Raw genomic sequence first — 17,860 nt, 5'->3', positions numbered from 1 at the left:
TTGTCAGCCGAGCTCATCGAAGCAGCTGCTGGGCCCATGCGACGTGGCCCGCCGTCCAGCCGAGGTCCGCGCCCCACGCTGCCTCGACGACACAGATGTGGAAGCGGTAGAACTTCAACATCCGCCGGGCGTGCTCGGCACCGTGTGGATTCCGCGCGAAGTAGCGCGCATGCAACGTCGGATGCAACTCTGCCGGACGCTCATCGCCGGCGTGGCCTCCACCGACGAACCGTACGAGGTCATACAGCGGGTCGCCGACCAGTGCTGCGCCCCAGTCGACGATCGCGGTGACCGCGCCGGTCGCCGGATCGACGTGGACCTCTCCGTCGCCGAGGTCGGCGTGCAGGACGACGCCGGGCGCGCGGTCGAGGTCGGCGGCGAAGGCACGGCACAACTGCCGGGCACGGGAGACGAACTCGGCCGGAACCTCGTCCGTTCGCGTCAGCGAGTCCAATGCCTCGTCAACCGTGCCTTGCTGCCACTGCGACCACGACACGAGAGTGCCACGGCGAGCATCGTCCGCGACGGGTCCGGAACCTGGCAGCGCGATCTGGTGGAGGAGCGTGTAGTACTCCGCCAATTCGTCGAGCGTCCGGGTGACCGTCGGCGCCGTACGCCCGACCTCCTGTAGCGTTTTGCCGGCCGCGGCGCGCGTGATCATCCAGCGTCCGCCCGGAATCCGTTCGTCGTTCCCGACGCCCAGGATGTCGACCGTTGGGACACCCGCGGCGCGTACGCGCTCCATCACGGCGGCTTCGGTGTGGACGTTCTGGTTGGCGCCCGCTTTGACGAACACCGTCAGGTTGTCGTCCACGTTGGCCTCGACGACGACGGTCGGTCCCCAGGTGAGCAGCGCCCGGGTGGAAGAGGGCTTCGTCCCGAGGAACTCGGCGACGACCTCGGCGGCACGGTGATGCTCCGGCGACATCTCCACGCGATCACGGTAGGACGACGGTCAACCTGTTATCCGCCACCCGTCAACCGTCCCGATACCTGCCGAACACTCCGGAGCGTGCGTCGACGGTCGCGCAGCGGTGACGCCGGCGTCCCGATCCGGCCATGCCCAGGATCCCGCGCTACATAAGGGGTACGACAGCCGCCGGTGTGGCAGCAGAGTGCCCCGCCCGAAGAACGACCGACCTGAGGAGCTGGTGTGTCAGGACTTTCCCTGCCGTTGCTGGTGTTGATCTTCGCCGGGGCCGCGGCCGCGATCTGGCTGTCGGGCATCCAGCTGTCCAACCAGACCGACGTACTCTCCACTCGGCTGCATCTCGGCTCGGCGCTCGGCGGCCTGATCCTGCTCGCTGTGGCAACCAACCTGCCCGAGATCGCCATCGTGGCCAGCGCTGCCCTGGCCGACAACATCGGCGTCGCCGTGGGCAACGTCCTTGGTGGCATCGCCATCCAGACCGTCGTGCTGGTCGTGCTGGACGTGTTCGGAGTACGCGGTGGCAGGCCGTTGACCTACCGGGCGGCCTCGCTGGTGCTGGTCCTCGAGGCGGGCTTGGTCGTCGCGGTGCTGAGCGTGGTCGTCGCCGGCTCCCAGTTGCCCGACAACCTGATCGCGTTACGCCTCTCGCCCGGCCCGGTGCTGATCGCGATCCTCTGGGTCGCCGGGCTGTCTCTGCTGCAGCGTGCCGGCCGGTCCCTGCCCTGGCACGAGTCAGGTGAAGCGCCCGACAACCAGGAGCCGGCCCGCGGGCACAGCCGGCACAAGCGGGAGCAGCAGGCCACGAAACGCGGCATCAGCACGGGCAAGTCGGCCGTCATCTTCGGAGCCGCCGCGCTCGTCACCCTCGTGGCCGGCGTCTTCCTCGAACGCAGCGGGGACGAGATCGCCGGCCACATCGGCTTGTCCGGCGTACTCTTCGGCGCGACCGTCCTGGCGGCAGCCACCTCACTGCCGGAGGTGTCGACCGGCCTGACCTCGGTGCGCAACGGCGACTACCAACTGGCGATGAGCGACATCTTCGGCGGAAACGCGTTCCTGCCGGTGCTGTTCGTCGTCGCGACCGTCCTGTCCGGCAAGTCGGTGTTGCCGCAGGCGCAGAGCACGGACATCTACCTGACCGCCGTCGCGATCCTGCTCACCGTCGTGTACGCGGTGGGTCTGCTGTTCCGTCCGCAACGACGCATCGCGCGGATGGGGCTGGACTCGCTGACGGTACTGATCCTCTACGTCGTCGCGGTGGCCGGTCTGTTCGCCGTCGCCGGCGCCGGCTGACACGGCCCGACGGCGGCCCGACGGACCGACCGGGGGCCGGCCATCGTCCCGAAGCGGCATTCCCTTGCCGAGCCCCGACCTCGATCGCCATGATGAGCGGTTCCGAGTGAAGGGAAGTGTCTTCGCCCGTGTCCGTTCTCCGTCGTTCTCGCAGTGGCTACGGAAGATTCGCTCGGCTGGCGTGGCAGGCAGGTCCGGGGCTGACCGCCGTCACCGCCTTCACGGTGCTGTTGAGTGCCTCGGCACCGCTGGGACTCGCCGGCGTGGTCGGTGCTGTGGTGGGTCTGGCAGGGGACGTCGCCGCCGAGGGACTGACCTCGTCGGCCGGTCGGTCGGCGCTGTGGTGGGCCGCTGTCGCGGCAGGGTTGCTGATGGTGGTGTGGGTGGCGGGATCGGTGCGCTCTGCCGCGGCGACCGCCCTGGGCGAACGGATCGACGCCTCCCTCCAGCGGGAGCTGATGCGAGCGGTCGAAGAACCCGTCGGCGTCGGCCACCTGGAGGATCCCCGTACGTCGGAACTGATCGCCGTCGGCCGGGAGACCTTCCGGGGTTCCTGGGGCCGCCCCGGCCGGCTGGCATCCACCGTCGCCGGCCTGGTGACCGGCCGGGTCGTGCTCCTGGGCGCCTGCGTGCTGGTCGCGGACTTCCACCCACTGCTCGGGATCGCGTTGCTGGCGGCTGGATCGTGGACTGCGTACGAGGAGAAGGTGGCGTCGCGCGCCGAGGCCGCCCATCACTACGGCGCCAGCGAGGTGGCCCGGCGGTTGGAGTACCTCTACGGGCTGGGGTCGAGTCCCGAGGCCGCGAAGGAAGTACGCATCTTCGGGCTCGCGGGGTTCCTGCGCGACCGGTACTCAACGCTGTGGCAGCGGTCGATGGCCGACGTGATCACCCCGCTGCCGCGACGCGCGGTCGCCGCCAACGTCGTCACCGCCGCCGTGGTCGTGTGTGGCCTGGCCTGGATCGCCGTACGCGCGGCGAAGGGCGAGGTCAGCGCGGGCCAGGCGGCGGTGTGCGCGCAGGCGCTGATGACCGGGCTCCTCGGGGTTCACCAGTCCGCGTGGACCGGCCTGCAGACCGAGCTGGCGCTGGCCACGCTCCGCCGCTTCGACGAGGCGATCGCTGCGGTCGCGGCGTTCGCGAACGACGCTCCGACCGCCGACGAGCCGGTCGCCGCTGAGCCCGCTGGTGGGGACCGGCCTCGCGGCGAGATCCGCTTCGAACGCGTGTCCTTCTCCTATCCCGGCGCGACCGCTCCCGTGCTCGTCGACCTCGACCTGACGGTGCCCGCCGGCCGTTCCCTCGCGATCGTAGGGATGAACGGCGCGGGCAAGACCACGATCATCAAACTGCTGTGCCGGATGTACGAACCCATGTCCGGACGCATCACCGTCGAGGGAACCGACCTGGCCTCGGTCGACGCGCCCGAATGGCGTCGTCAGGTGGCGGCGGTGTTCCAGGACGCCACGCGGTTTCCGCTGACCGCCCGCGAGAGCATCGCCATGGGACGGCCGGACGTCCCCGTCGACCAAGCCGGCATCGAGTCCGCCGCCGAACGCGCGGGTGTCGCCGACGAGCTCGAAGGGTTGCCCTCTTCCTGGGACACCCCGTTGTCGTCCCACTATCCGGGTGGCGCCGACCTGTCCGGCGGTCAGTGGCAGAAGCTGTCCCTGGCGCGGGCGCTGTATGCGGTCGACCACGGTGCCGACGTGCTGATCCTGGACGAGCCGGCCGCACACCTCGACGCGCGCGCGGAAGCCCGCCTCTACACACGGTTCCTGGAGCTCACCGCGGGACTCTCCACGATCGTCATCTCGCACCGGTTCTCCACCGTTCGCCGCGCCGACGTCATCGTCGTCCTGGATGGTGGCCGGGTCGTCGAACGCGGGAGTCACGACGAGCTGGTGGCGCTCGGCGGGAGGTACGCGGAGATGTTCCGGCTCCAGGCCGAGCGCTTTTCGGACCGTACGAACGACTCCGAAGGAACTGCCGAGGTCACCGCATGAGGTCCTGGCGTCACACCTGGCGGCTGCTGCTCGGCATCGGGCGGGAGATCGGCGTCGTGGTGTGCGTACTCCACATCCTGGTCGTCGCCACGTCGTTCCTCGGCCCGCTGCTGCTCGCCCTCGGCCTGCGCCCACTCGTGGACGGCGCGGCTTCTGGTGACACACGCCGGCTCGCGACCGGCGGCGTGCTCTCCGGCGTCGCCCTGGTGCTGACCGCGATGGCGCCCGTCGGCTACCGGTGGGCGGTGATCCGGATGCGGGAACGTTCCCAGATGGTCGTCCAGCGGCGCCTGCTCACGCTGTCCGCGTCCGCGTCGGGCCTCGGCCACATCGAGCTCCCGGCGTACCGCGACCAGCTGGAGCTGCTGAAGCAGCGGTCCGACGACCTCGCCGACGGCCTGACCCTGTTCGCGATCGGCCCGATCACCGTCGTCCAACTGGTGGTCACCGCGCTGCTGCTGGGCCGGATTCAGCCGCTCCTGCTGGTGATTCCGCTGCTCGCGATTCCGGCCGTACGACTGGCCAGGAGGGCGGAACGGCTGCGGAGTTCCGCAGAACTGCGGACGGCGGCGGACCGCAGGGCAGCCCAGGACCTGTTCGCCCTGGCGACGACGCCGGCGTCGGGCGCTGAGGTGCGCATCCACGGCGTGGGTGCGGAGCTGGTGGCCCGGCACGCGGTCGCGTCTCGGACCCGGCACGGTGCCGTCGAAGCGGCGCTCCTCCGCTCGGTCGGCGCCACGGTAGGGGTGTGGCTGTGCTACGCGGCGGGGTTCTTCGGCGCGGTGGTGGTGGTCCTGCGCCAGGTCGCGGCGGGAGAGGCCGGCGCCGGTGACGTGGCCATGGTGCTCGGGCTGGCAGCCGCCGTGGTCGGCGCCGCCGGTCAGCTGTCCAGCCAGGCAGGTTCGGCGATGCGGGTACGTACGGTCGCCGATCACTATCGCTGGCTGGAAGGTGAAGCGGGTAAGGACGCCGGGCGCACAGCTCCGCCACGAGAACGCCTGGCTGACGGCATCGCGTTGGAGGGTGTGCACTTCGCCTACCAGGGCACCGATCGGCCGGTCCTGACCGACGTTTCGCTGCGCCTGCCCGCCGGCGCGGTGGTCGCCCTGGTCGGTGAGAACGGCGCCGGCAAGACAAGCCTGGTGAAGCTCCTCACCGGGATGTACGAGCCCACGGCGGGGCGGATCGCCGTCGACGGTATGGACCTGACCAGCCTCGATCCGGACGCGTACCGCGAGCGCATCACTGCCGGTTTCCAGGACTACGCCCGCTTCGAACTCGCCGTACGGGAAAGCGTCGGCGTCGGCGACCTGACCCGGATGACCGACGACCGAGCAGTTCGCGCGGCGCTGGAAGCGGCCGGCGCGGACTTCGCCGAACGCCTGCCCTCCGGTCTGGACACAACGCTGGGAGCCGGCTGGGACGGTGGTGCCGAACTCTCCGGCGGGCAGTGGCAACGGCTCGCCCTGGCCCGGGCCGCGATGCGCCCGCGGCCGCTGCTGGTGGTGCTGGACGAACCGACCGCCGCGCTCGACCCACACGCCGAACACGCGTTGTTCCAGCGCGTCACCGCCGACGCCAGGCAAGGGCGGGTTGACGGGAGGATCACCCTGCTCGTCTCACACCGGTTCTCCACCGTGCGGATGGCCGACCTGATCGTCGTACTGTCCGGCGGCCGGATCACCGAGTGTGGTACGCATTCCGAACTGCTCGCCCGCGGCGGGCTCTATGCGGACCTCTACAACCTCCAGGCCGAGTCCTACCGCTGAGACACCCGGGCCGGCGCGGACCTGCCAGGCACGACGAAGGGCAAGGAGAACCAACTCCTTGCCCTTCTAAACGTATAGCGCACCCGGGGGCTTGCGGCAAGCCCCCGGTCGTGGCGCAGAATCACAGGCCGAACCATGGGACGTACCGAAACGGGGCGCAATGAACCCACTGACCACCGGCGTGTTCGACCTGCCTGGCCACCTGGTCCACAAGGCCGACCCGAAGCTGATCATCGGCGACGAGCAGCATTTCGCTGCCATCGAGGAGTGCCTCCGGCAGTCGATCGCGGAGCTGTCCGACCGTCTCGCCATCGCCCGCAAGGCGCCCGGCGGCCAGGGCCAGCAGGCGCTCGATCGGGATCTGGAGATCCACCGCCTGACCGCTCGCCTGCGGACGCTCCGTCGCTTCGGCCTGGATCTGTGCCTCGGGCACATCGTCGGTGCGGACCACCCCGATCCGATCTACGTCGGCCGGCTCGGCCTCACCGACAGCGCGGGTCGCCGGCTCCTGATCGACTGGCGCTCTCCGGCGGCCGAGCCGTTCTTCGGGGCGACTCACGCCAATCCGATGGGGCTGACGAGCCGCCGCCGGTACCGCTGGACGCGAGGCCGGATCAGTGACTACTGGGACGAGGTGTTCACCCCGGACGGGCTCGAGGGACACGCCGCGCTCGACGACCAGTCCGCGTTCATCGCCAGTCTGGGCACCAGCCGGTCGCCGCGGATGCGAGACGTGCTCGGCACCATCCAGGCCGACCAGGACGCGATCATCCGCGCTGGGTCCCGCGGTGCTCTCGTCGTCGACGGCGGGCCGGGTACGGGGAAGACCGTCGTAGCCCTTCACCGTTCGGCCTACCTGCTCTACTCCGACCCGCGCCTGGGTGAGCGCCGGGGCGGCGTTCTGTTCGTCGGGCCGCACCAGCCCTACCTCGCCTACGTCGCCGACGTACTCCCCAGTCTCGGGGAGGACGGCGTGCAGACCTGCACTCTGCGGGACCTCGTTCCCGGGGGCGCGTCGGTGGCGCCCGAGGCCGACCCGAACGTGGCCCGGCTGAAGGCGTCCGCGGACATGGTGAAGGCGATCGAACCGGCGGTCAGGCTGTACGAACAGCCGCCCACCAAGGGGATGATGGTCGAAACTCACTGGTCCGACATCTGGCTGAGCCCCGCGGACTGGACCGAGGCGTTCGAGGCGGCCGAGCCCGGCACATCGCACAACGACGCACGCGACCAGGTGTGGGAGGAGTTGCTCACGATCCTGGTCGACAAGCACGACAGCGACGAGGAGGTTCCGCCCGACCTGCTTCGTAGATCGCTGCTGCGGAACAGGGATCTGGTCACGACGTTCAACAGATCGTGGCCGTTGCTCGAACCGACCGACATCGTCGGTGATCTCTGGGAGGTTCCCGCCTACCTGCTCATGTGTGCGCCCTGGCTCAAGCAGGACGACGTACGACTGCTGCAGCGCAAGGACGCCCGTGCCTGGACGGTCTCCGACCTGCCGCTCCTGGACGCGGCCAGGCAGCGGATCGGTGACCCGGAGGCCGCACGACGCAGGCGTCAGCAGAAGGCCGCCGTCGCGGCCGAACGCGAGCGCATGGCCAGGGTCGTCGAAGACCTGATCGAGGCGGACCCTGACGGTGAGGGCGCGGTGACCATGCTGCGTGGACAGGACCTGCAGGACGCCCTGGTCGACGACTCGGCCCTGCCGACCGCGGACCCGGATGTGCTCGCCGGCCCGTTCGCGCACATCGTCGTGGACGAAGCTCAGGAGTTGACGGACGCGGAGTGGCAGATGCTTCTGCTGCGTTGCCCTTCTCGAAGTTTCACGATCGTCGGTGACCGGGCTCAGGCCCGGCACGGGTTCAAGGAATCATGGCAGGAACGACTCGAGCGGATCGGACTCGACCGGATCAACCTTGCCTCCCTGAGCATCAACTACCGGACGCCGGAAGAGGTCATGGTCGAAGCCGAGCCGGTCATCCGGGCCGTACTCCCGGACGCCAACGTGCCGACGTCCATCCGCAGGAGCGACGTCCCCGTCCTGCATGGTTCCACCTCGGATCTGGGTGCGATCCTCGACGCGTGGCTGGCGGAACATGTCGACGGGACCGCATGCGTCATTGGTGATCCCGCGTTCCGGGCGACGGCCCGCGTCCGCTCTCTGACGCCGGAGCTGGCGAAGGGACTGGAGTTCGATCTGGTCGTACTCGTCGATCCGGAGTCCTTCGGCGAGGGCATCGAAGGGGCGGTGGACCGCTATGTCGCGATGACCCGAGCGACCCAGCGCCTCGTCGTTCTCACCAGCTCATGACCTCGGGTCCGTAAGGAGCGCAGGGCAACCGCGATCTCGTTCCAGGAGCGTCCTCGTGCGCGGGCGACCTCGACGGCCTCGCGGAGCCGAGCCTCGTCGTCATGCAACGCCGAGGAGGTGAACGGCCGCGCCCATTGGGAGGGCGCGGTCCAGACCACGGTAGCCGTGCTGGCGCCGGAGTACGTGCATGCTCCGGTGGCAGAGGAACGATCGCGTGGCTGGATCCTGACCAGCGACAGCGGGCCGCTTCTGCGGACGGCGCTGGAGAACGCGGCGAGTGTGGAGGTCACCGCGCTGGCGCCGGTGGTTGCCGACTACGCGCGTCTGCAGCGCCGCACGCTCGGGCGCCGAGACCTGCTCGCGTCGGCGGGAGTCCTGGAAGCTCCCGCCGTGGCCCCGGACCTGGCGGCCAAGGCACAGGCGTCCTACTTGGCGGGACTTCCCGCAAACGATCCCAGACGAATCACGGCGGGCCAGTACGACAACGTAATGTCCGCACTGCCGGCGTTGCGGGAAGCCGGCAGGGTTCTGGCGGAGGGCCCGGTCCCGATGGCGTTGGACCAGGGTGACCTGTGGCCGGGGAACATCTGTTGTCCGATCGACGGCGGCGGCTTCCGGTTCTTCGACTTCGCCGATGCGACGTGGGGCCATCCGTTCGGATCGTTGGCGATGATGGTCGTCGAATGCGTGTATCGGTGGGAGGTTCCGCAACCAGCCGACGCCGTCAACCTGCGCGAGGAGCGTACCCGCGAGGTGATCGACACCTACCTTCGCCAGTGGACGGATTTCGCCCCGATCGAGGACCTGCGTGAGCTGGCCGGCTGTGCGCTGCGGGTCGCGCCGCTCAACCGTACGGCTGCGTGGATCCGCAACCTCGAGGACGCCGGCCCGGAGGACCTCGACCGTTACGGACGCATGCCCTGGGCGTGGCTCGAGGACGTCACCAACCCGGTCTACGTCTGAACCCCGTCCTCCTCAGCCGGCCGAGGCCAGGACGTCGATCCGTACGGCGTGACCGAGCGACAGGTCCTCGATGAGGTGGAGACCGAGCTCGGTGATCCTGCCGTCGCGTGGGTGCCAGTCCCTGCCCGGAGTGGTCCGGCCGAGCAGCGGTTCCAGAGCGTCGATCGTCGGCTTCCACAGGTTGAGCCAGTTCCGCCGTCCGACCGTGAAAGCCAACTCCAGGACCACCGGTCCTCCCGGCAGGGCAGCGGCGTGGCGAGCCAGTTGGTCGTGGATCTGCTGCTTGTACGCGGTGTTGCTTGCCGACGCGGTGGTGTGGACGCTGATCGTCGAATCGCCGTCGGGGTCTGCTCGGGCGACGGCAGGCTCGACTCGGATGAACGAGTTGCTGTGGTGGCCCTTCGTGCACCACACCGAGACCAGAGGCACCTCTGCATGGCGCGCGAGGTGCTGGGCGAGCGGATAGGCATAGTTGTCGAGGTCGTGCTGATCGAGCAACGGCACGCTGTCCGGAAGTCCGACGTCCAGCCGTAGACTCCACGGCTCGGTCATCGCACCCAGGGTCGGCGCCACCAGACCTGCGGCGTGCCGGTGGTAGTGCCGGAGCCTCACCTGGTTCGGATGGGTCGCGGCGTCCCAGCTCGCGAGTCGCGGCTGAGTCCCAAGCTCGAGTGCGGGCCCTTCCGGCCGGGCGTACCTCATGATCGAATCATGCTGCGGAGTGCCCGCCGATTCCAGTGCCCATTCAAGACGGGTGCCGACCGGTCAGCGCCGCAGCAACTCAGGGACTCACTTCGGCCGGGTTCTCGTGCATCCGCCGCAACTGAGGAGACTTCGCCAGCGTCAGGGCACCCGCCACGATTCCCGCACTCGCGGCGACAGCCAGTAGGAGGAAGAGGCCACCCTCGGTCTTCTCCTGGAAGACGATCAGTCCCCACAGGATCGCGACTGCCGGATCCAGCAGCGTGACTCCGGGCTGGGAGGCGGCGAGTTGTCCGGCGGCGTAGGCGTTCTGCAGCAGCCAGAACGCCAGCGTCGCCGTAGCGACCGACCCGTAGAACTCCCAGCTGGTGAGCACTCCCGGGATCCCCTCGGTGTCGTACACCTCGGTCATGCTCTTCATGTAGACCGCCGACAGGCCGAACGCGAGCCCACACCCCGCCCCGAGATAGGCGGCACGCCCGGATGGCTGCGTGGTGCGCCGGCCGAGCATGTACAGAACGATGACCACCCCGATGTTGAGGCCCGAGCCGACAAGCCAGGTCGACGCAGGGATGCCGGTGACCTGCCCTCCCTCCGGCACCAGTACGACGAGCAGTCCGATCAGTCCCACGGTCATCATCGAGATGCCGAGCCAGTCCCGGCGCGAAAGACGCGAGTCGTACAACCACGACGCGCCGATCAACGACAGTGGCAATTCCAGCACCAGGATCGGCTGTACGACAGAAAGCTTGCCGAAGCCCAGCGCCGCCGCCCCGAGAGGATAGGTCGCCAGGCTCAGCGTCAAGCCGACCAGCCAGACCGGGCTGCGCACCAGCCGCAGCACCAGGCTCAGCTGGAACTGCGAGGCCGTGGGCACGACTCGCGCGGCCTTGCGCATCAGCACGTTGGACGTCGCGTTGGTCACCGCCACGAGGAGGGCCAGGGCGATACTCAGGAGCACGACGGGCTTGTTCCCGCCCGGCGACCAAAATCAACGGAAGCGGCCCACTCCGCAGGCCGGGGCCGCAGGGGTCGACCTGGCAGGATGCTTGCCATGACAACGGGTGAGGAGCAGCGTAAGCACGCTCAGGCAGGCTCTTTCGGAGCCGCGGCGGACGCATACGAGCGTGGCCGCCCGCCCTATCCGCCGGAGGCGGTGGCCTGGCTGGTCCCCGAGCACGCGACCACCGTGGTCGATCTCGGCGCGGGCACCGGCAAGCTGACCCGCGCGTTGTGTGCCCCGGGCCGCGCAGTCGTCGCGGTGGAGCCCTCGGCCGGCATGCGCGAGCAGTTCTCCCAGGTGCTTCCCAACGTGCCGGTCATGGAAGGGACAGGGGAGTCGATCCCTCTTCCGGACTCGAGCGTGGACGCCCTCGTCTGTGCACAGGCCTGGCACTGGGTCGATCCCGAGCGGGCGGTCCCGGAGGTTGCCCGGGTGCTACGCCGAGGTGGGCGGCTGAGCCTGGTGTGGAACCTCCGCGACGTCTCGGTGCCATGGGTCGCGGAGCTGGATCGGATCCTGCGCGACTACGCGGCAGCGCCGACGGAGGATCGGCAAGTCGAGCAGGTGGGCACACTCTTCGGTCTCGTCGAACGGCAGGACTTCCACTGGTGCCATCCGATGACTGCCGAGGGCGTCATGGCCATGGTGGCCTCCCGCAGCTACGTGATCACCCTGGACTCGGCCAGCCGGAACGAACTGATGGGGAGAGTCCGGGACCTGCTGGACGCAGAACGCCCGACGACCATGCCGTACACCACCGAGTGCTACCGAGCAGAGCTCGGACAGCTCTGACCGGAGGGACTGCTCGGCCGACAGCCACCGGCTTGTCGCACGTGGTCAGGCACCGAGCTTCTGCGAGAACCCCTTGAGCACGTCGGACAGGTTGTCGCCGACCACCACGTCCTCCAAGGTGGCCGCGGACAAGAAGCCGGCGGACGCGATCCCGTTCAGGGTGTCAAGGAGGGGTTGCCAGAAGTCCTCGGCGTTCAGAAATCCGACGGGCTTGCGGTGGAAGCCGAGTTGTCGCCACGTCCACACCTCGAAGATCTCCTCCAACGTCCCGAGACCGCCGGGCAGGGCGAGAAAGGCGTCCGCATGGTCGGCCATGATCGCCTTGCGCTCGTGCATCGTGGCGCAGACACGAAGATCCGTGACGTCCGTCCGGGCCCACTCACGCTCGACCATCGCCTGCGGGATCACGCCGATCACCTCGCCGCCGCCGTCCAGCGCGCCCTGGGACAGAGCACCCATCAGTCCGGCGTGGCCGCCGCCGTAGACGAGGCCGATCCCGCTTCGAGCCAGCTCTTCGCCAACGCTGTAGGCCAACTCCGCGAAGGTGGCGGAGTTGCCACTCGTCGAACCGGTGAACACCGCGATCCGTCTCACTGCTGTTTCCTTCCGGTCTGCTGGGTCAGGCGCGTACTCCAGGCTCCTACGCCTCGGAGCGGTTCGCGTTCGCCAGCGACGCGAGGTGGCGTTCATGTCGTCCTCGGACGTCACGTCCCTCGCCACGAAGGTTGCCTCCGGGCCCAACCGGGTGGCGACCTCCTCACCGCGATGCCGTTCGTGGCGCCGGTCACGACCGCCACCTTGCCTTCCATCACACCTGGCATCTGGGACCTCCCATGCCGGTGACCTGCTCGACGGATTCCGGACCAAGGAACTGAAAGGCGGCCCACCCCTGGCAGCGCGCCGCGTCGACATTGTCGGGGTTGTCGTCGATGAACAGGACGTCATCGACGCTCAGGGACAGTCGGCTCAGGGCACTGGTGAAGGCCACCGGGTCGGGTTTGCGATGCCCGAGGTGGTGACTGAACAGCAGGTGTTCGAAGCCGTCGAACATCTCCGGATGCTGGCGGCGCAGTACCTCTTCCTCCAGCGGACCGTTGTTGGTGAACAACGCGAGGCGCAGTGATCCACGGTGGAGTTCGAGGGCGTGCCGTACGCGATGGTCGGGACGGAACGCGCTGCACCAGGCGGCGTCGAGCTCGTCGTCGGTGCCGGCGAAATCGGTGATGGCCCGGAAGTGTTCGCGGACCTCGACCGCGTTCGCGAAATCGCCGGCGTCACAGTCAGCGCTGAACCCGGACGTCCACAGCAGGTCGTTCACCCGCGCGGGGGATAGAGCGAGCACCGTACTCAGGCGTCGGAGGCGGGTCGCGTGGTCGAACTGGAACAGGACCCCGCCAAGGTCGACGATCAGGTGGGTAGGCCGTACAGGGTGATCGTGTCGCGCAGTGCGGACCGTTCCTCGGCTACTCATGCGCGGCAGCCTAGCAAGACGTCCCAGATCAGGGATAGAGTCTCAGATATGGACGATGCCGAGATGGCGACTGCCGACAGTTCCGGTCCGGACGGTTGGGAAGCCCGCCTGCCGGGCCGGCTGGCCGAGCTGAGGGTGGAACGCGACTGGTCACTGGACGAGCTCGCGCGGCGGACGGGCGTCAGCCGTTCGACTCTCTCCCGGCTGGAGCGCGCGGAGATCAGTCCGACGGCCACGCTGCTGGGAAAGCTGTGCTCGGCCTACGGAAAGACCATGTCGCAGCTACTGGCCGAGGTGGAGTCGGAGTCGCCGCAGCTGGTGCGATCCGGCCAGCAGTTGGTGTGGCGGGACGAGGAGTCCGGCTTCACTCGAAGGTCGGTGTCCCCACCCCAGCACGGGCTGCGTGGCGAGGTCATGGAGGGTCTGCTGCAGCCTGGTGCCGACATCCCCTACGACCAGCCTCCCGTCCCGGGCCAGGAGCAGCACGTCTGGGTACTCAACGGCATCCTGGAGCTCACCCTCGACGGCGACGTGCACCAACTCCGGACCGGGGACGTTCTACGGTTCCGGCTCTGGGGGCGCTCGCGCTTTCGTAATCCGAGCACGAAGCCGGTCAGGTACATGGTGGTGATAGTCCAGCAGTGAAGGGCCCTGATGAAGCCACGCTATCTATCCGGAAGGGACGACAAGTAGTGCGCAAGGACGGCTTGACGACGGATGACGTCAAGGTGCGGGACGCCACCACGGACGACGCCGAGGCGTGCGCGGCGATCTACGCTCCGTACGTCGAGAAGACCACGATCACGTTCGAGATCGACCCGCCCACGCCGGAAGCCATGGCGGTGCGGATCGACTCGGCGTTGCGCACCCACGCGTGGCTCGTTCTCGAGGAGCAAGGCCGGGTTGTCGGCTATGCCTACGGAGGGCCCTTCAAGGCTCGCGCTGCCTACCGCTGGTCCTGCGAGGTCAGCGTCTACCTCGAGCTCGGCCGTCGCCGCTCAGGTGGCGGCCGCGCGTTGTACGAGGCGCTGCTCACCCGTCTGGCCGAGCGCGGCTTCCGTACTGCTGCCGCCGGAATGACACTGCCGAACGACGCGAGCGTCGGCTTCCATCGCGCCATGGGCTTCGAGCCCGTCGGGACCTATCGGAGGATCGGCTGGAAGCACGGAGCCTGGCGCGACGTCGCCTGGGTCCAGAAGGACCTCACCACCATCGCCACCGGCGACGACCCTCCGGCCGAGCCGCGCTGACGGCCGTTCACGCGCGGGCCTCCTTTCGCGTACGCGGAAGGGCCAGAGCGAACAGCCCGGCTCCCACGACGCAGGCGGCGGCGTTGACGGCGAGGGCGGTGGCCACGCCATGCTGCACGTGGCCGACTACGCCGGCTCCCGCAGCCGTGGCGATGGCCGACATCACCGGCGTACCCAGGGTGATTCCCACCTGCTGGCTCATGGTCGCGAGCCCGGTGGCCAGTCCCTGCTCGGCGTCGGGAAGGCCGGCGGTCGCGGTCACCATGAACCCGACGATCGCCACCAGGTTCGCCGCGCCACCGGCAAAGGTCGCGACGAGCAGTACCGCCAGCCAGCCCGGGAACTGACCGAGGAAGACCAGCGGAATGGTGGCCGCGGCCTGGACGGCGAACGCGGTGACGATGGCCCGTTTCCCGCCGACCCGGCCGATGACGCGCGGCGCGACCAGGCCGCCGACGATCGTCCCGACGCCCAGGACGGCGAACGCGAGGCCGGCCTGAAGGGGCGTGTAGCCGCGTACCTTCTGCAGGTACAACGTCAGCAGGAACACCACCGAGGTCTCGGTCGCGAACGCGAGTACGCCGGCCAGGTTCCCCCAGCCGATCGTGCGCCGGGCGAGAACGCCGAGAGGTACCAGCGGCTGGGCGACGACGCGCTCGATGATCACGAACGCGACGATCAGCGCCGCGGCCATCACCAGGGACGCCCAGCACCGCGGGTCGCCCCAGGAACGCTCGCCGGCCTGGGTCAGTCCGTACACGCCGGCGACCAGTGCGAGCGTGACCGTCACCGCTCCCGGGGCGTCGAGACGGGGACGGTCGACGGCACGGCTCTCCCGCAGCACCGTCGGCCCGACGGCGAGCACCAGGACGGCGACGATCACGTTGACGAAGAACGCCCACCGCCAGTTGATCAGGTCGGTCAGCAGGCCACCGAGGATCGCGCCGGTGGTGAAGCCGGCCGCCATCAGCGCGCCGTTGAGGCCGAGCGCCCGGTCGCGCATCGGCCCCTCGGGGAACGACGTGGTCAGCAACGACAGGGCGGCCGGGGTCACCGCCGCGGTGGCCAGTCCCTGTGCGACGCGGGCGAGCAGGAGTAGCCACGGCTCGTCGGCCAGACCGCCCACCAACGAGGCCGCACCCAGCAGGGCGATCCCTGCCAGGAACTGGCGCCGGCGGCCGAACAGGTCGGCGCATCGGCCGAAGAACAACGTGAACCCGGCCGCGCACACGGCGAAGGCGGTGGAGATCCACTGCAGGTCGGACAGGTGGAAGCCCACGTCGGTGCCGATGCGCGGCAGGGCGACGTTCAGGATCGAGAAGTCCACGGCGAGGGTGAAGCTCGCGGTGAGGAGTACGAACAACGCGATCCGGTCGCGCGGGCGGGCCACGGGAGGACCGCCCTGCCCGGTGCCGACGGGGACGGTGGCGGTCGAGGAGTCGAAGGTCATGGTGTGACCTTCGGGCCGACGGCTCGTGCCAGCCAGCACCCGCCGCTTGGTACCACTGACAGGGGCACCCACGACGCCGGGAGCCCGGGCACAATGGAGGGCATGCCAGCAGACCTGCAGCGCGTGCGCAAGCCCAACGAACTCGGCGACTTCCTGCGCACCCGTCGGGCCGCGCTGAGCCCCGAGGACGCCGGGATCACCACGTGGGGCACGCGCCGCGTCCCGGGTCTGCGCCGGGAGGAGCTGGCCCAGCTCGCCGGCATCTCCGTCAACTACTACACCCGGCTGGAGCAGGGGCAGTCGACCAACGCCAGCGACGCGATCATCGAGGCGCTCGCCCGGGCGCTGAACCTCGACGACGCCGAGCGCGCCCACCTCCACACGCTCGCCCGTCCCGTCGCGACCAAGCGGCCTAGGGGAGCCCGGACGGAGACGCCGACCGCCGGAGCGCTCGCCCTGGTCGCGTCCATGTCGAGTGTCCCCGTGCTCCTGCTCGGCCGGCGCAACGACGTCCTCGCCTGGAACCCCCTCGGCCACACGCTGCTCGCCGGTCATCTCGACCCGTCTGCGCCCGAGCGGCCCGAGACGCGTCCGAACCAGATGCGCCTGCTGTTTCTCGATCCGCACATCCGCGAGCTGTACCGCAACTGGGACGAGGAGGCTGCCCTCGCCGTTGCGTCCCTGCGTTATACCGCGGCCCAGCATCCCGACGACCGGTTGCTTGCCGAGCTCATCGGTGACCTGTCCATCAACAGCCCGGAGTTCGCGCGCCTGTGGGCCAAGCATGACGTACGCCTGTGCTCCAGCGGCACGAAGCGTCTCCACCATCCCGAGGTCGGTGACCTCGACCTCCACTACGAGGTCCTGCATCTGCCCGACAGCAACGGGCAACGACTGCTCACCCACACCCCGGCCGAAGGGGCGACCGCGGTGGCGGACGCGCTCAGTCTTCTCCACCGCAGGCTTCCGCGTCCGTCGTGATCGGCTGTCAACCTGTCCCTGACAGCCGTCCAGGTATCGCGCTTCGTCAACCGCGGAAGGTAGGTTGAGGTGATGGGTGACGATGCCTGGGCAGGACTGGCCGATCTCTTCGCCGACGAAGCCTACGCCTCGGTGAAGGGGTACGTACGCACCTACGTGATGCACCAACAGCTGCTGGAGCACCTGCCGGTCCCTCCGGCGACCGTTCTCGACGTGGGCGGCGGTGCGGGCCATCAGTCGTTCCCGCTTGCCCAGGCCGGTTACGACGTGACGTTGCTGGACCCGTCGCCGGCGATGCTGGACAAGGCGCGTCAGCGGCTCGGGCGTTTGCCCGAGGAGGTCCGGCGACGGGTGACGCTCGTGGAGGCTTCCGGCGAGGACGCCGACGAGGCGGTGAACGGCCGCTGTTTCGCCGCGGTGTTGTGCCATGGCGTACTGGGGTATCTCGAGCAGCCCGAGCCGATGGTCGATCAGTTGTGCCGGTGTGTTGCCGACGACGGCATCGTGTCGATCATGACCGCCAACGCCAACGCGATGGCAGTACGACCCGCTCTGGAACGGCGGTGGGACGACGCGCTGGCGGCGTTCGACTCCAGGCGTGAGATCGGGGTGCTGGGAGTGCCGGGACGGGCCGACACGGTGGATGAGCTCAGTGAACTCATTCGGCGCCGCGGAATTGAGCCGGTGCGGTGGTACGGCGTGTGGCTGTTCGTCGACTGGCTCGAGTTCGGTGGAACGGAACTGGACGTGAGCGACTCCAAGGAGGTGGCGGCGACGGCGGCGGTCGAACTCGAGGCCAGCCGCCGAGACCCGTACCGCCAACTCAGTCGTGTCTTCCATCTCGTGGGCCGCAAGGTCGGAGCCGAGACCGTGGACTGACCGTGGTGCAGGACCCTCGCCTGTGCCGAGTGAGGCGGGTGTACGCGTGTTCGCCT

Annotated in this window: 16 protein-coding genes; 10 read left to right on the top strand and 6 right to left on the bottom strand. The window is 69.2% G+C overall.

Going from position 1 to position 17,860, the window contains the following annotated elements; all coding sequences use genetic code 11:
• Positions 1–13 precede the first annotated feature (13 nt).
• On the bottom strand, positions 14–928 hold the full coding sequence (locus F4554_RS24715; RefSeq protein ID WP_238342356.1) for a phosphotransferase family protein: 915 nt from the start codon (positions 926–928) through the stop codon (positions 14–16).
• A 225-nt stretch (positions 929–1,153) separates the two neighbouring features.
• On the opposite strand from F4554_RS24715, the gene F4554_RS24710 reads away from it, so the two are divergent.
• From F4554_RS24710 to F4554_RS24690, 5 genes are all read left to right on the top strand, one after another.
• The gene (locus tag F4554_RS24710; RefSeq protein ID WP_179789787.1) at positions 1,154–2,224 is read left to right on the top strand and encodes a sodium:calcium antiporter; all 1,071 of its coding nucleotides are present in this window, start codon (positions 1,154–1,156) and stop codon (positions 2,222–2,224) included.
• Between the two features lie 128 nt (positions 2,225–2,352).
• Positions 2,353–4,230, top strand: a complete 1,878-nt coding sequence (locus F4554_RS33810; protein WP_179789786.1) for an ATP-binding cassette domain-containing protein — start codon at positions 2,353–2,355, stop codon at positions 4,228–4,230.
• Entirely contained in the window at positions 4,227–5,999 is a 1,773-nt protein-coding gene (locus tag F4554_RS24700) for an ABC transporter ATP-binding protein (RefSeq protein WP_179789785.1), read from the top strand. The genes F4554_RS33810 and F4554_RS24700 overlap by 4 nt, the downstream gene beginning before the upstream one ends.
• Before the next feature lie 160 nt (positions 6,000–6,159).
• Positions 6,160–8,313 carry an RNA polymerase recycling motor ATPase HelR gene (gene helR, locus F4554_RS24695; RefSeq protein WP_179789784.1) on the top strand — a complete coding sequence of 718 codons (2,154 nt, stop codon included), beginning with the start codon at positions 6,160–6,162 and terminating at the stop codon, positions 8,311–8,313.
• 195 nt (positions 8,314–8,508) lie between these two features.
• A complete protein-coding gene (locus F4554_RS24690; protein ID WP_179789783.1) occupies positions 8,509–9,276 on the top strand; it encodes a phosphotransferase in 768 nt (255 codons plus the stop codon).
• Positions 9,277–9,288: 12 nt separating this feature from the next.
• On the opposite strand, the gene F4554_RS24685 is transcribed toward F4554_RS24690, so the two are convergent.
• Positions 9,289–9,978: a hypothetical protein gene (locus F4554_RS24685; RefSeq protein WP_179789782.1), complete on the bottom strand. Its 690-nt coding sequence runs from the start codon at positions 9,976–9,978 to the stop codon at positions 9,289–9,291.
• Between the two features lie 79 nt (positions 9,979–10,057).
• Positions 10,058–10,939, bottom strand: coding sequence for a DMT family transporter (locus F4554_RS24680; RefSeq protein WP_179789781.1), 882 nt, complete (start codon positions 10,937–10,939; stop codon positions 10,058–10,060).
• A gap of 93 nt (positions 10,940–11,032) precedes the next feature.
• Here F4554_RS24680 and F4554_RS24675 point away from each other — a divergent pair, with 93 nt between their 5' ends.
• A complete protein-coding gene (locus tag F4554_RS24675) occupies positions 11,033–11,773 on the top strand; it encodes a class I SAM-dependent methyltransferase (protein ID WP_202889450.1) in 741 nt (246 codons plus the stop codon).
• 45 nt (positions 11,774–11,818) lie between these two features.
• Here F4554_RS24675 and F4554_RS24670 read toward each other — a convergent pair whose 3' ends face one another.
• Complete coding sequence (locus tag F4554_RS24670) at positions 11,819–12,367, bottom strand: LOG family protein (RefSeq protein WP_337796187.1); 549 nt, start codon at positions 12,365–12,367, stop codon at positions 11,819–11,821.
• 214 nt (positions 12,368–12,581) lie between these two features.
• Complete coding sequence (locus tag F4554_RS24665; protein ID WP_179789779.1) at positions 12,582–13,244, bottom strand: HAD family hydrolase; 663 nt, start codon at positions 13,242–13,244, stop codon at positions 12,582–12,584.
• 48 nt (positions 13,245–13,292) lie between these two features.
• Between F4554_RS24665 and F4554_RS24660 the strand changes: the two genes are divergently transcribed.
• Together F4554_RS24660 and F4554_RS24655 are read left to right on the top strand one after the other, a co-directional pair.
• Positions 13,293–13,889, top strand: coding sequence for a helix-turn-helix domain-containing protein (locus F4554_RS24660; RefSeq protein ID WP_179789778.1), 597 nt, complete (start codon positions 13,293–13,295; stop codon positions 13,887–13,889).
• A 62-nt stretch (positions 13,890–13,951) separates the two neighbouring features.
• Entirely contained in the window at positions 13,952–14,494 is a 543-nt protein-coding gene (locus tag F4554_RS24655; RefSeq protein ID WP_179789777.1) for a GNAT family N-acetyltransferase, read from the top strand.
• A 7-nt stretch (positions 14,495–14,501) separates the two neighbouring features.
• Here F4554_RS24655 and F4554_RS24650 read toward each other — a convergent pair whose 3' ends face one another.
• Entirely contained in the window at positions 14,502–15,944 is a 1,443-nt protein-coding gene (locus tag F4554_RS24650) for an MFS transporter (RefSeq protein ID WP_179789776.1), read from the bottom strand.
• A gap of 102 nt (positions 15,945–16,046) precedes the next feature.
• On the opposite strand from F4554_RS24650, the gene F4554_RS24645 reads away from it, so the two are divergent.
• Together F4554_RS24645 and F4554_RS24640 are read left to right on the top strand one after the other, a co-directional pair.
• Positions 16,047–16,925 (top strand): helix-turn-helix transcriptional regulator, encoded by an 879-nt coding sequence (locus F4554_RS24645; RefSeq protein WP_179789775.1) that lies wholly within the window; start codon positions 16,047–16,049, stop codon positions 16,923–16,925.
• A 72-nt stretch (positions 16,926–16,997) separates the two neighbouring features.
• Positions 16,998–17,804: a methyltransferase gene (locus F4554_RS24640; RefSeq protein ID WP_179789774.1), complete on the top strand. Its 807-nt coding sequence runs from the start codon at positions 16,998–17,000 to the stop codon at positions 17,802–17,804.
• Positions 17,805–17,860 lie beyond the last annotated feature (56 nt).

Source organism: Actinopolymorpha rutila, assembly GCF_013407855.1.
GTDB classification, from domain to species: Bacteria; Actinomycetota; Actinomycetes; order Propionibacteriales; family Actinopolymorphaceae; genus Actinopolymorpha; species Actinopolymorpha rutila.
The sequence above is the reverse complement of the archived record's forward strand: the minus strand, read 5'-3'. Positions and strand labels throughout refer to the sequence as shown.

Coding starts and splice junctions, on each gene's coding strand:
- F4554_RS24640 (WP_179789774.1), top strand. CDS start 16,998: ATGGGTGACGATGCCTGGGCAGGACTGGCCGATCTCTTCGCCGACGAA.
- F4554_RS24715 (WP_238342356.1), bottom strand. CDS start 928: ATGTCGCCGGAGCATCACCGTGCCGCCGAGGTCGTCGCCGAGTTCCTC.
- F4554_RS24665 (WP_179789779.1), bottom strand. CDS start 13,244: ATGAGTAGCCGAGGAACGGTCCGCACTGCGCGACACGATCACCCTGTA.
- F4554_RS24650 (WP_179789776.1), bottom strand. CDS start 15,944: ATGACCTTCGACTCCTCGACCGCCACCGTCCCCGTCGGCACCGGGCAG.
- F4554_RS24700 (WP_179789785.1), top strand. CDS start 4,227: ATGAGGTCCTGGCGTCACACCTGGCGGCTGCTGCTCGGCATCGGGCGG.
- F4554_RS24660 (WP_179789778.1), top strand. CDS start 13,293: ATGGACGATGCCGAGATGGCGACTGCCGACAGTTCCGGTCCGGACGGT.
- F4554_RS24675 (WP_202889450.1), top strand. CDS start 11,033: ATGACAACGGGTGAGGAGCAGCGTAAGCACGCTCAGGCAGGCTCTTTC.
- helR (WP_179789784.1), top strand. CDS start 6,160: ATGAACCCACTGACCACCGGCGTGTTCGACCTGCCTGGCCACCTGGTC.
- F4554_RS24685 (WP_179789782.1), bottom strand. CDS start 9,978: ATGAGGTACGCCCGGCCGGAAGGGCCCGCACTCGAGCTTGGGACTCAG.
- F4554_RS24645 (WP_179789775.1), top strand. CDS start 16,047: ATGCCAGCAGACCTGCAGCGCGTGCGCAAGCCCAACGAACTCGGCGAC.